We start from the raw sequence: 13499 nt of genomic DNA on the forward strand, positions 1-13499 counted from the left end.
AAAGTGCTGATGCCCGCCGTGCCCCAGGCCGCCCGCCCACTGCGCGGGCGGGACGCCGAGCTGGGCACGGTGCTGGCCGCGCTGCGCCACGCGCAGAGCGGTCGGTCGGCGCTGGTGGTGGTGCGCGGCGAGCCCGGGATCGGCAAGAGCGCGCTGCTCGGCGCCTCGGTCGACCAGGCCTCGGCACTCGGGTTCACCGCCACAGCGGCGGCCGCGCACGAGACCGACGAGCTGAGCCCGCTGGCGTCGCTCGGTCCGGCTCTGCGCTGCGGGCCGCTGCCGCTGCTCAACTCGCAGCAGTTCCTCGACCTGGCACCGCTCACGGTGCAGCCGCTCTGGCTCGCCGAGCACCTGGCCGTGCTGCTGCAGCGCCGGGCCGGGTCGACGCCCCTGCTGATCGCGCTCGACGACGCGCAGTGGGCCGACCCGTTGACGACGTTCGTGCTGCGCATCCTCCTCGGGAGGCTGCGGTCCGCACCGATCGCGTTTCTGCTCGGCACCCGTCCGGCCGCCGGGGGTCCGGCCGACCAGGTCGTAGGCGGCATGGAGCGGAACAGGTGGGTGCGGTGGATCGACCTGGCACCGCTGCGCGACGAGGCCGTCCTCGCCGTGGCCGTCGACCACTTGGGACACGCGGCCGGCCCGGAGCTGGCCCAGCGCCTTCTCGGCACGCGCGGCAACCCGTTCCTGGCGGTTGCCCTGCTCCGGGGCCTGATCGGGCCCGACGACGCCGGTGACCACGGCGACGACCTGCCCGCCGGGCTGCTCGACGGGGTCCGCAGGCGCACGGCCGGCGCGTCCGAGCGATGCCGGGCCCTGCTCCGGGCGGCCGGCGTCCTGGGGGTGCAGTCCCGGCTCGACGACCTCGCGCAGCTGCTGGGCGAGCCGGCCACGCAGCTGACCGGCCCCCTCGAAGAGGCCATCGGGCTCGGGCTGCTGACCGACGACGGTGTCACCATCACCTTCCGAAACGAGCTGTTGCGCCGGGCCGTCTACCAGGACATGCCGCCGTCCGCGCGGGCCGCGATGCACCGGTCCGTGGTGGCGCACCTCATCGCCTCCGGGCGCGGACACGCTGCCGCTGCCCCGCACGTCCTCGCGTCGGCGGTGCCCGGCGACGCCACTGCGGTACGGGTCCTGCAACGCGCGGCGAAGGAGCTGCTCAGGACCATGGCGGTCACGGCGGTGACGCTCATCCAGCGGGCGTTCGAGCTCGTGGCCGACGACGATCCCGAGCGGGAGGAGGTGGCCAGGGACGTGGTCACGATCCTGGTCACCGCCCGCCACCACGACGAGGCGGCGGTGTTCGTGGACCGGCTGCTGGAGGGCGCGGTGTCGCCCGGGACCGCCGCGGTGACCCAGCTGAGCCTCGCTCCGCATCTGTGGTCGACCGGGCGGCTCGGCGAGCTCGCCGGGCGCACCCGCGACCCTCGGTTCACCGGCGCCGCTCCCGCGCTCCGCGCACGACTCGCCGCCTACGCCGCCCTCGCCACCGGCTCGGATGCCGGCGAGGTCGCCCCGGATCCGGTCGCCCGGTCACTGCAGCTGGTAGCCCGCGCCGAGCAGGCCGAACGCGCCGGCGAGTGCGGGGCGGCACGCGGCTACTACGAGCAGGCCAGGGCCGCGGCTGAGGAGGGCCTAGGTGAGGACGGCCCAGGCGAGGCGGGGAGCCTGCACGCAAGCCGGCTGGAACTGCGCGAGCTGCTGGTCCGCGGTCGTCTCGACGACATCAACGGCGCGCTGGCGCGGCTGGCCGATCTCGACGCCCACGGCATCGACTCCGATCCCTGGCAGGCTCCCCGGGTGGCGGTGGTCCGCGCCGTTCTGGAGCTGGGCGCCGGCCGCCTCGACGCCGCGCAGGCTGCCGCGACGGCCGCTCTGCAATGGTCGGGCGACATCGGCGACACCGTCGATGCTCGGCTATGGCACGTACTCGTCCTGGTCGCGTTCCACCGCGGCGAGCCGTCCGAGGCGCGGTCCCGGATCGCCGACGCCGAACGGCGAGGAGTGCCGATGCCGGTCGGGCGGGCGCTGCTCGCGCTCGACGAGGACGAGCCCCGCGCCGCCGCCGGGCTCGTGCGGGAGCTCGCTGCGGGGGCGGTGCCGTGGCCGGAGGAGCTTCTCGTCGAGGCGGCGTGCGCGGCCCACCGCTGCGGTGACAGCGACACCCTGCATGCCGCCGACGACGTGCTGGGCGCGCTCGCGGCGCGCAACCCCGGCGTCGCGAGTATGGCGGGCGCCGCGGCCCTGACGCACGGGTTGCTCATCGGGAAGCCGGCCGGCGCAGTCGACCTGCTGCGGCAGGCTCCGCGTCCGCTGCTGCTGGCCCGCTCCGAGGAGGAGGTCGGGCGGGCGGCACTGGACAGGGGCGACCCGTCCAGTGCCGAGTCGCTGCAGCGCGCCCGGGACGGTTTCGCCGCGTGCGGTGCCACGGCCGCAGTGCTGCGGGTCCAGCGGCTGCTGCAGCCGGTGGGAGCGCGCCGTCCCCGTGGCTCCGCCGAGTCTCGGCCGCGGGCCGCGACCGGCTGGGAGTCGTTGACGACGATGGAGCGCCGCGTCGCCGGGCTGATCGCGGACGGTCACACGAACCGGTCCGCCGCGGCCGAGCTCCACCTGTCCCCCAGCACGATCAACACGCACCTGCGCGCGGTGTTCACCAAGCTGGGCGTGCACTCACGGGTGCAGCTGGCGAAGCTCGTCCTGTCCCGGGCAGACGAGCCCGGACCGGGACCGGCCCTCCACCACGAGGGGTGACGGGCCAGCGGGGCGCGACACGCCCGCCCGTCACCCCCCGTGCCGGACCGGGGAGCGAGGCGGTCCTACGGCCGTGCGGCCTTCTCGATCTCATCGGCGACGACCGTCGGGTGCGAGGCGGCCACGGCGTGCGACCCGGCGACCTCGGTGATCTTGGCGCCCACCCGCTTGGCCATGAAGACCTTCGCGGCGGTGGGGATGGCCTTGTCGTCGGTGGAGATCAGCGCGTACTTGGGGAGCCCGCCGGGGAGGGCGGCGGTGACCTTGTCGGCGAATGCGGTGGCCAGGATCGGCCGCTGCTCTGCCGCGGCCACGGCCGCGGTGGCGGCGGGGACGTCGCCCGCGAAGACCTCGCGGAAGCTGTCGGCGTTGACGTACAGCTCCGGGCCCGCCGGGCTGTCCACCGCGTGCCACGTGGTCGGGCCGAGCAGGCTGCCCGGGAACTGCGAGCTCAGCTGCCCCGCGGTCTCGCCCGGCTGCGGGATGAAGGCGTTGACGTACACGAGTGCCTTCACGTCGGGGGTGGAGGCGAGCCCGTTGACGAGCATCCCGCCGTAGGAGTGCGACACGAGCACCTTCGGGCCCTTGACGGCGTCGACGACCCCCTTGAGCTGGTCGGTGTCCGCCGCGACGCCCCTCAGACCGACGGCGGGGGCGATCACGGGGTAGCCGTCGTGCTGCAGCCGCTGGGTGACCCCGCTCCAGGCCGAAGCGTCCTCGAAGGCGCCGTGCAGCAGGACGATGGTCGGCTTCGGCGTGTCGCGGGCCGGCGCGGCCGCAGCCGCGGTCGACGCCGTGAACAGACCGACGGCGGCGGTCGCCGCCAGCGCCACGGCAATGTTCCTGATCTTCATTACTGCTCCTGGGTCCAGTGGTGATGCAGGAATAGGAAACCCGGAACGACATACGCGAGGTATCACATGAAGACAGGAGATCTGGAACTCTCGGGCCGGGCGCCGGGCAGCGCCCGGTCGGGGTACCTGGCCTGTTCGTAGGAGATGTGGCCGCCCGGACATGACCCCGGGCACTTCGACTTGACGGCCCGAGTCGCCCCTGGTCTCAGGGGCTCGGCAGGGCGAGTCCGGCCGCCGGGATCGCCGACATCACCGCTTCGGGCATGTCGCGGTGAAGCCGTTCGAGCCCGATCTGCGCCCGCCGCACCCGTTCGCGGCCCAGCGCGATCGTGACCGCGTCGAGGTGCGTGCCGCTGGGGTAGATCACCGGCGTGTTCGCGAGCCCGAACTTGAGGTACACCGGCGCGGCGACCCGCACGATGTCGGCGATCTCGGCGTGCCGGACGAACCCGCCGAGGTCGTTCGGCGACTCGATGTAGACGTCCAGCGGGATGTCGACGGCGGCGCGGACCGCGGCGAGCTCGCCGAGGGTCATGTCGGTGGGCACGTTGTACGTGTCGGCGCCCAGCCGCTCGGCCAGCCGGATGGCGGCCGGGTTCGACAGCCCCATCTGCACGCTGATCTTGAACTGCAGGTCGGCGGGGAACTTCCCGGCCGTGCGGAGCGCCGCCGCGGTCTCCAGCACCCCGAGATCGGTGACGAGCACGCTCCGCACACCCGCGTCGACCGCCCGCGCGATGTCCTCGAGCACGTGCACGAGCTGCTCGGTCCCCCGGGCCTGCGCACCCAGCGCCGCGCCACCCGGCGCGTGCGAGGCCGCGGACGCCGCGCCCCAGCCTGCGAGCGGCCGGGCGAACAAGCTCAGCTCCACCGGGCGGCGGGCCGAGGTGGTCGCCATCCGTTCCAGCTCGGCGTCGGTGAGCAGCAGCGCGCCGCTGCCCTGCGACACCCGGTGCACCGGCACGCCACGCGCGTCGGCCTCCTCCAGCACCGCGTCGAGCACGTCCGGGCCTTCGGTGCTCGGGATCTCCACCCGGCACTGCGCCCCGTCGGGGAATCGCTTGGTGCTCTCGGGCACGCCGTGGTCGGACCGGGCGTACCCCCGTTCGACCAGTGCCTCGCGGATGCTTCGCTCCACTCCCGCTCCCCTCACTCGCCCTGGCCGAGCCGCAGCACGCTCCACGACACCGGCGGAAGCTGCACCCGCAGCCGCCCGTCGGCCAGCTCGGCGGTTCCGTTCGGCCGGGGCACCACCCGGTCCGGCTGCGCGGCCGTGTTGGTCGCGGTCCGGTCGTCGTCCGAGAGCGTGAGCGCCTCCCGCACCGCCGACACCGGCAGCCCTCGCACGTCCACCTCCAGTACCAGCGGCTCGTCCTGGTGCCGGTTGACCGCGAACACGGTCGCCTCGTGGGAATCTTCGTCCCACGTCGCGACGGCGTCGAGTACCGGGACGTCCCCGAACCTGGCCGTCTCGTACCGCGGGGACGAGGGCTCGACCCGCAGCACCTCACCGCGCGCGTGGCGGGACGTCAGGGCGAACGGGTGGAAGATCGTCTGCCGCCAGGCCGGGCCGCCGGGCTCGGTCATGATCGGCGCGATGACGTTCACCAGCTGCGCCTGCGCCGCAGACGTCACTCGGTCGCTGTGGCGCAGCAGCGAGATCAGGAGGCTCCCGACGACCACGGCGTCGGTCACGTCGTACTGATCCTCCAGCTGCCGGGGGGCCACGGGCCAGTCCTCGGGCACGGGCGTGCCCTTGAACCTGCTCTGGTACCAGACGTTCCACTCGTCGAACGACAGCATGATCTTCTTCGGCGACCGCAGCTTCGCTCCGATGTGGTCGGCCGTGACCACCACCGACTCGATCATCCGGTCCATGTCCACGTTGGACGCGAGGAAGCTGCCGATGTCGCCGTCGAGCGGCTCGTAGTAGGCGTGCAGCGAGACGAAGTCGACCTGGTCGTAGGTCTCGGCGAGGACCTCGGCCTCCCACGCGGCGAACGTCGGCATCCGCGAGTTGGAGCTGCCGCAGGCGACGAGTTCGAGGTTGCGGTCCATCATCCGCATCGCGCGGGCCGTCTCGGCGGCGAGGCGGCCGTACTCGGCGGCCGTCTTGTGCCCGACCTGCCACGGGCCGTCCATCTCGTTGCCCAGGCACCACATCCGGATCCCGTGCGGTTCCTTGGATCCGTTCTCCACCCGCTGGTCGGCCAGCGCGGTTCCCGCGGGGAGGTTCGCGTACTCGAGGATGTCGAGCGCCTCGGCGACCCCACGGGTGCCGAGGTTGATCGCGAGCATCGGCTCGACGTCGGCCTTGCGAGTCCAGCGCACGAACTCGTCGAGCCCCACGGTGTTGGGCTCGGTGGTGTGCCAGGCCAGGTCCCGCCGTCGCGGTCGCTGCTCCAGCGGGCCGACGCCGTCCTCCCAACGGTAGCCGGAGACGAAGTTGCCGCCCGGATAACGCACGGTCGAGACACCGAGCTCGCGGGTCAGCGCCAGTACGTCGCCACGGAAGCCGTCGGCGTCGGCGCTGTGGTGGCCAGGCTCGTGGATGCCGGTGTAGACGCAGCGTCCGAGATGCTCGACGAACGAGCCGAAGGTGCGCCGGCTGACCGGCGCGACGCGGAAGGCGGGGTCAAGGGTCGCGGAGGCGTGGAGCACGCTGTTCTCTCCCAGGGTCGACGGAGCGGTCATTCCTTGAGACCTGCGCTGCCCACGCCGCGGATCACCTGGCGCTGGAAGAGCACATAGATGATCAGCAGCGGGAGCCCTCCCAGCAGCGCCAGCGCCATGACTTGCGCGTACTGGAGCTGGAACGTGGTCTGCCCGGCCAGCAGGCCCAGCGGCAGGGTCATGAGGTCCGGGTCGGTCGTCGTCACGAACGGCAGCAGGAAGTTGTTCCAGGTGGTGATGAAGGTGAAGATCGCGACGGCGGTGAGCACCGGCATCGACATCGGGACGATGATCGTGAGGAAGATCCGCAGGCGGCTCGCCCCGTCGATCTGCGCGGCCTCTTCGTACTCGCGCGGGATGCCGTCGAAGAACTTCTTCAGGATGAACACCATCGCGGGCGCCACGAGCTGCGGGAGGATCATCGCGAAGTAGGTGTCGACGAGTCCGAGCGTGTCGAGCTCGTCGAACAGCGGGATGATCAGCACCTGCGACGGCACCACGATGGCGGCCACGACCGGGGCGAAGAGCCAGCGCCTGCCGCGGAACTCGGTGCGGGAGAACCCGTAGGCGGCCAGGGAGCACAGCACGAGCACACCGGCCGTCACCGACACCGACACGAGGGTGCTGTTCAGGAACCAGCGCAGAAGACCGCTGTTGCCGAACGCGGCTGCGTACGCCTCGCCGGTGACACGGCTGGCGAACCACTCCGGCGGGATCGCCCTGGTCTCCTCCTCGGGCTTGACCGACGTCGACAGCGCCCACAGCAGCGGCACCAGCCACAGCACCGCCATCAGCAGCGCGAGCACGGTCAGGATCACGCCACCGACGGTGGGACGCGGGGCTCGCCGGCGCGCGAGGGGCAGTTCGGGGGCCAGGTCGGCGACGGCGGTCATGGCTCGCTCCTGTTCCGGACGGTGAGCCGCAGCTGGAACACCGCGAGCAGCAGGATGATGACGAAGAGCAGGTAGGAGATCGCCGAGGCGTAGCCCAGCCGGAACGAGGTGAAGCCGGTCTCGTAGATGTACTGCAGCACGGGCCGCGTCGTGCTGTTCGGCCCGCCCTCGGTCATCAGGTAGACCTGGTCGAACACCCGCAGCGACGCCAGCACCTGGAGCACGACGATCAGCCCGGTGGTGCGCCGCAGCTGCGGCAGCGTGATGTGCCACAGCTGCTGGCGGGCGCTCGCGCCGTCCAGGGAGGCGGCCTCGTACAGGTCGCGCGGGATCTGCTGCAGCGCGGCGAGGTAGAGCAGGAAGTTGAAGCCGACCGTCCACCACGTGGTGGCCACCACGATCGCGACCATCGCCACGCCCTCGGTGGTGAGCCACGGGACCGCCGAGCCCCCGAGCGCCTCGATCCAGCTGTTGAACAGGCCGAACTCGGGCTGGTAGAGCCACACCCAGATCAGCGAGACCACCGTGGCAGGCAGCACGAACGGCGCGAAGTACGAGAAGCGCAGGAGCCAGCCCAGCCGCCGCGCGCGGTGGGCGAGCAGCGCCATCGCCAGCCCCGTCACCACCAGCAGCGGCGTGCTGAGCAGCGTGAACAGTGCGGTGTTGCCGAGCGACTGCCACACGGCGGGGTCGCCGAAGAGCTCGCGCCAGTTGGCGAGGCCGAGGAACTGCGATGGCTTACCGGCCAGGCTCTTGTTGAAGAAGCTGTTGACCAGGCCCGCGATGACCGGCCAGACCATGAACACCGCAAACACGATCATGAACGGCAGCACGAAGAGCAGCCCCGAGGTCTCCCCGGGACGATGGCGCCGGCCGCGGTCGGACGTGGCTGGTCGGGTGGGTGGGGCGGGGGCTGCCGGGGTGGCTGTGACCATGTCGGCTCCGAGTGGCTCGGCGGGAAGCGGGACGGGAGGCGGGGATCAGACCGGCGAGGGGATCGACACGAGCCGCTGCAGCGCGGTCTTCAGCTGCGCGGCAGCCGCCGGGGGCTGCAGGGCCCCGGTCATGACGCTGCCCAGCGCGTCGTTGGCCACGGTCTCCAGCGTCGAGCCGGAACCGCTGAACCACCCCGGCGGGTCGAACGCCACAGCGCCGGCGGACGCCGCGTACTCCGACTGCGGCTTCAGCGCGGCGTACTCGGCGCTGCGTGCCACCGGCTGGTACGCCGGGACGTGCCCGCCCTTGGCCCACTCGAGGCTGTCCTCGAGCATCGCGGCGATGTACTCCACAGTGGCCCGCAGAACCTCCGGATCCCGGACGGCCTGCTTCGGCAGCACGTAGGTGTGGCTGTCGCCGAGGGCGAGCCGGCTGCCGTACACGTCGGGCATCTGTGCCATGCCGAACGGGAGCCCGGCGTCCACATAGGTGGTCACCTCCCATTCGCCGTTGAACGACATGCCCGCCTGCCCGCCGCCGAACAGCGCCACGGTCGCCGGGTAGTCCGCGCTGCCCGGGACGAGCTGTTCGTCGATCGCGAGCCGGCGCAGGAGTTCGAGCACCTCGGTGGCGCGGTCGACGTCGAGCAGGACGCGGGTACCGTTCGCGTCGATCATCTCCCCGCCCATCTGGGCGTAGAGGCTCGCGAAGAACCGCCATGGCTGCTCCGCCTCGAGTGAGGCCCCGAAGTTGCCGGTGACCTGCTTGACGGCGCGGAGTTGTTCGAGGAGCTCGTCCGGCCCGCGGGGGGAGACGAGCTTGCCGTCCGCGCCGATCAGCCCGGCCTGTCCGCAGATCTCGGTGTTGTAGTAGTGCACGATCATGTGCGTGTCGAGCGGCACGGCGTAGACCTGCCCGTCGACCACGCAGCGGTTCCACACGTCGGGCAGGAACTTGTCCTGGGTAATCCCGTATTCGGCCAGCAGGTCGGACGGGTACGGGTCGAGCAGCGTGGCGGGGCTGAACCCGGGCAGCCTGCTCAGGTGCATCGTGGCGAGGTCGGGGCCGCGCCCGCCGGCCGCGGCCATCGCGAGCTTCGTGTAGAAGGGCGCACCCCAGGGCAGGACCGTCGCCTGCAACGCCGTGCCGGGTGTGCGCTGCCGGAACGTGTCCTGCATGGAGACGTGACGCTGGCCGTCCCCTCCGGAGAACAGGTTCCACTCGCGCACGAGCGTGGCGCCCGGTCGCGCGCCGCTGCTACAGCCCGAGAGCAGGGCGGTACCGGCGAGCGCGGCGCCTGCGGCCGTCAGGAACCGGCGACGCGACAGAGCAGGCCGGACGTACTGGTGCATCACAGTGATCTCCTCGACGGTGAGGCCGGTCACGACAGGTGAAGCAGGTCAGAGGGCTCCGGCCAGGCGGTAGTAGGCCTGGTTCCAGCGCAGCTCGCGGGCGAAACGGCGGGGTGTGGTCTCGGCGTCGATCACGACGAGCTCGGTGCGTGCCAGCTCGGCGAGGTCGTCCAGCTCCTCGACACCGAGCGCGGTGGAGAGCACGGTGTGGTGCGGCCCGCCGGCCATGATCCATGTCTCCGCCGACGTCCGGAGGTCCGGCTCGGGCTCCCACACCGCTCGGGCGACCGGCAGGTTGGGCAGCGGCTCGTCGGCCGGCACGACCTCGATCGCGTTGGCCACCAGGCGGAACCGGTCGCCCATGTCCGACATGCCGATGACCACCCCGGCGCCGGGTGCGGCGTCGAACACCATGCGCACCGGGTCCTCCCGGCCGCCGATCCCGAGCGGGTGGATCTCCACCCGCGGCCGGTCGGCGGCGATGGACGGGCAGACCTCCAGCATGTGCGCCCCGAGCACCTTCGGCCGTCCCGGGCCCAGGTGGTAGGTGTAGTCCTCCATGAACGAGGTGCCGCCGGGCAGCCCGCCTGCCGCGACCTTGAGCGTGCGCAGCAGCATCGCGGTCTTCCAGTCGCCCTCCCCCGCGAAGCCGTAGCCGTCGGCCATCAGCCGCTGCACGGCGAGCCCGGGAAGCTGGCGCAGTGCGCCGAGGTCCTCGAAGTTCGTGGTGAACGCCATCGCCCCGGACGCCGCCAGCAGCTCGCGAAGGCCCAGCTCGATCCGCGCGGAGTACCGCAGCGAGTCGTGCCGGTCGCCGCCCGCGCGCAGCTCCGGCGCCACGTCGTAGCGGTCCTCGTACTCCGCCACCAGCTTGTCGACGTCGGCGTCGAGGCTCGCGTGCACGGCGTCGGCGAGGTCGGTGACGGCGTAGCCGTTGACCGTGACGCCCCAGCGCCACTGGGCCTCGGTGCGGTCCCCCTCGGTGACGGCGACGTCCCGCATGGTGTCGCCGAAGCGCGCCAGCCGCAGCGAGCGCACCTCGGACCAGCCCAGCGCCGCACGCGCCCACGCGCCCACCCGGCGTTGCACCTCGGGGTCCTCGACGTGTCCGGCGACGATCTTGCGGACCACTCCGAGCCGCGCCTGGATGTAGCCGAACTCCCGGTCGCCGTGGGCGGCCTGGTTGAGGTTCATGAAGTCCATGTCGATCGTCGCCCACGGCAGCGACCGGTTGGCCTGGGTGTGCAGGTGCAGCAGCGGCTTGCGCAGGGCGTCCAGGCCCGCGATCCACATCCGCGCCGGGGAGAACGTGTGCATCCAGGCGGTCACGCCGATGCAGCGCGGGTCGGCGTTGGCCTCGAGTGCCATGCGGTGGATGCCGTCGGAGGTGGTGAGAACCGGTTTCCAGACGATCCGCACGGGCGCGGCACCCGACGCGTCGAGCGACTCGGCGATCGCCTGGGACTGGCCGGCCACCTGGGCCAGCGTCTCCTCCCCGTAGAGGCCCTGGCTCCCGGTGAGGAACCAGATCTCGCGGTCCGCCGTGGTCGATCCCGTCACTGCTTGGCTCCCGTCTGGCCGTACACGTTCTGGTAGCGATCGAAGAGCGCGTCCACGTCGTCCTGCGGGATCGGTGTGAGCGGTCCGAGCTGGCGGGCGATGTGGGTGGAGCGGGCCACGTCCTCGCACATCACGGCGGCCTTGACCGCGGCCTTCGCGTCGGGGCCGATCGAGAACACCCCGTGGTTCTGCATGATCACCGCGCGGGATCGGTGGCCGGACAAGGTCTCGACGATGCCGCGCCCGATCGAGTCGTCCCCGATGCGGGCGAACGGGCCGAGCGGGATCGGGCCCCCGAACTCGTCGGCCATCGCCGTGAGCGCGCAGGGGATCGGCTCGGCACGGGCCGACCACGCGCACGCGTAGGTCGAGTGGGTGTGCACGACGCCGCCGACCTCGGGCATGTGCCGGTACACGTAGGCGTGCGCCGCGGTGTCGCTCGACGGGGAGAGCTCGCCGTCGACGAGCTCGCCGTCCAGGTCGCAGGCGACGATCGCGTCCGGGGTGAGGTCGTCGTAGGACACCCCGCTGGGCTTGATCAGGAACAGGTCGTGCCCGGGCACCCGGGCCGAGACGTTGCCCGCCGTCCAGACGACGAGTCCGTAGCGCACCAGCTCGGCGTGCAGGGCCGAGACCTGCTCACGCAGCTCGTCGACGATTTCTTTGGCGGACTCGGGGATCACCGGCCGTCCTTCCCGTTCGTGGTCTTCCGGTCTGCGTTCTTCTGTGCCAGTGCCTGCGTGCGCAGGGCGTGCAGGCGGTGCATCACGTCGTTGCCGCTGCCCGCGCCCCGGAGGCCGAAGTGGTCGTGCAGGCGGACGTACTCCGCGTAGAGCTCGTCGTAGGCGCGCGCCCGCGTGGGGTCAGGGCGGTAGACGGCCCGGTTGACCTTGCCCATCGCCGCGGCTGCCGCGCGGACATCCGGATGCGCGCCCGCGGCGACGGCGGCGTGGATGGCCGAGCCGAGCGCGGGGCCCTGGTCGGACCCGATCGTGGAGAGTGGACGGTCACACACGTCGGCGTAGATCTGCATGAGCAGCTCGTTCTTCAGCAGCCCGCCCGCCACCACGAGCTCCGCGACCGGCACTCCCGAGCGTTCGAACGCCTCGATGATCGTGCGGGTGCCGAAGGCCGTGGCCTCGAGCAGCGCCCGGTAGGTGTCCTCGGGCCGGGTGGCGAGCGTCTGGCCCACCACCAGCCCGGACAGCTCGTGGTCGACGAGCACGGAGCGGTTGCCGGAGTGCCAGTCCAGCGCGACGAGCCCGTGCTCGCCGACGGCCTGGTCGGCCGCCAGCTCGGTGAGCAGCCCGTGGACGTCGAGCCCGCGGTCGGCGGCACGGGCGTGGTAGTGCGGGGGGACGCTCATGTCGACGAACCAGCCGAAGATGTCGCCCACGCCGCTCTGCCCGGCCTCGTAGCCCCAGAGCCCCGGCAGGATCCCGCCGTCGACCACCCCGCACATGCCCGGCACCTCGCCGAGGCGATCGGACACCATCACGTGGCACGTCGAGGTGCCCATGATCGCCACCATCTGACCGGGCTCGACGGCCTGTGCCGCGGGCACGGTGACGTGCGCGTCGACGTTGCCGACGGCGACGGGGATCCCCTCGGGCAGGCCCGTCCACGCGGCCGCCTGGGCCGTGAGCCCGCCCGCGCGGTCACCGAGCCTGCCGATGGGGTGCTCCAGCTTCGCCTCGACGAAGTCGGCGAATGCGGGGTTCAGTGCGGCGAGGTAGTCCCGGCCCGGGTAGCGCCCGTCCTGGTGGATGCCCTTGTAGCCCGCGGTGCAGGCGTTGCGCAGGTAGGTCCCGCACAGCTGCCACACGATCCAGTCGGCGGCCTCGACCCAGCGCTGCGTGCGGTCGTAGACCTCCGGGTCCTCCTCCAGCAGTTGCAGGGCCTTGGCGAACTCCCACTCCGAGGAGATCCGCCCGCCGTAGCGCGCGAGCCACGGCTCGCCGCGTTCCTCGGCGACGGCGGTGATCCGGTCGGCCTGGGCCTGCGCGGCGTGGTGCTTCCACAGCTTCGGATAGGCGTGCGGGCGGTCGGCCAGGTCGGGCAGCTCGCACAGCGGTGTGCCGTCGGCGAGCGTCGGCAGCACGGTGCAGGCCGTGAAGTCCGTGCCGATACCGACGACGTCACGCGGATCCGCCCCGGACGCCGCCAGCGCCTTGGGCACGGCGGTCTTGAGCACCTCCACCCAGTCGGCCGGCACCTGTAGCGCCCAGTCGGGTGGCAGCACGGCGCCGGTGGCGGGCAGCGCACGCTCCACCGACCCGTGCGGGTACGGGTGCACGGCGTCGGCCAGTTCCTCACCGTCCGCCACTCGGACGACCACGGCCCGCCCGGACAGCGTGCCGAAGTCGATCCCCACAGCCACGGCGCGGCGCGGGTCGACGGTGCGCACTGCGCGACCACTCACGGAGCAACTCCCCCCACAACGTTGTGAGCGCTAACAATGTGAGCGCTAACACGGA

General features: G+C 72.2%; 10 protein-coding genes. 1 reads left to right on the forward strand and 9 read right to left on the reverse strand.

All coding sequences use genetic code 11. From position 1 onward, the window contains the following. Window positions 1–9 precede the first annotated feature (9 nt). Entirely contained in the window at window positions 10–2754 is a 2745-nt protein-coding gene (locus tag MMF94_RS10915) for an ATP-binding protein (protein WP_241036227.1), read from the forward strand. Between the two features lie 65 nt (window positions 2755–2819). Here MMF94_RS10915 and MMF94_RS10920 read toward each other — a convergent pair whose 3' ends face one another. The 9 genes from MMF94_RS10920 to araB form a co-directional block, all read right to left on the reverse strand. Then, window positions 2820–3608 (reverse strand): alpha/beta hydrolase, encoded by a 789-nt coding sequence (locus MMF94_RS10920; RefSeq protein WP_241036228.1) that lies wholly within the window; start codon window positions 3606–3608, stop codon window positions 2820–2822. A 205-nt stretch (window positions 3609–3813) separates the two neighbouring features. Next, window positions 3814–4746, reverse strand: coding sequence for a U32 family peptidase (locus MMF94_RS10925; RefSeq protein WP_379660423.1), 933 nt, complete (start codon window positions 4744–4746; stop codon window positions 3814–3816). A gap of 11 nt (window positions 4747–4757) precedes the next feature. Next, entirely contained in the window at window positions 4758–6302 is a 1545-nt protein-coding gene (arfA, locus tag MMF94_RS10930) for an arabinosylfuranosidase ArfA (RefSeq protein WP_241036229.1), read from the reverse strand. After that, window positions 6299–7174, reverse strand: a complete 876-nt coding sequence (locus MMF94_RS10935; RefSeq protein WP_241036230.1) for a carbohydrate ABC transporter permease — start codon at window positions 7172–7174, stop codon at window positions 6299–6301. The genes arfA and MMF94_RS10935 overlap by 4 nt, the downstream gene beginning before the upstream one ends. Beyond that, window positions 7171–8109, reverse strand: coding sequence for a carbohydrate ABC transporter permease (locus MMF94_RS10940; protein WP_241036231.1), 939 nt, complete (start codon window positions 8107–8109; stop codon window positions 7171–7173). The genes MMF94_RS10935 and MMF94_RS10940 overlap by 4 nt, the downstream gene beginning before the upstream one ends. Window positions 8110–8154: 45 nt before the next feature. Continuing rightward, on the reverse strand, window positions 8155–9495 hold the full coding sequence (locus tag MMF94_RS10945) for an extracellular solute-binding protein (protein WP_241036232.1): 1341 nt from the start codon (window positions 9493–9495) through the stop codon (window positions 8155–8157). Window positions 9496–9510: 15 nt separating this feature from the next. Then, on the reverse strand, window positions 9511–11022 hold the full coding sequence (gene araA, locus MMF94_RS10950; RefSeq protein ID WP_241036233.1) for an L-arabinose isomerase: 1512 nt from the start codon (window positions 11020–11022) through the stop codon (window positions 9511–9513). Continuing rightward, a complete protein-coding gene (locus tag MMF94_RS10955) occupies window positions 11019–11705 on the reverse strand; it encodes an L-ribulose-5-phosphate 4-epimerase (RefSeq protein WP_241036234.1) in 687 nt (228 codons plus the stop codon). The genes araA and MMF94_RS10955 overlap by 4 nt, the downstream gene beginning before the upstream one ends. After that, a complete protein-coding gene (gene araB, locus MMF94_RS10960; RefSeq protein WP_241036235.1) occupies window positions 11702–13444 on the reverse strand; it encodes a ribulokinase in 1743 nt (580 codons plus the stop codon). The genes MMF94_RS10955 and araB overlap by 4 nt, the downstream gene beginning before the upstream one ends. Between the last annotated feature and the right edge of the window lie 55 nt (window positions 13445–13499).

It is taken from the genome of Pseudonocardia alaniniphila, from assembly GCF_022524485.1.
Lineage (GTDB): Bacteria > Actinomycetota > Actinomycetes > Mycobacteriales > Pseudonocardiaceae > Pseudonocardia > Pseudonocardia alaniniphila.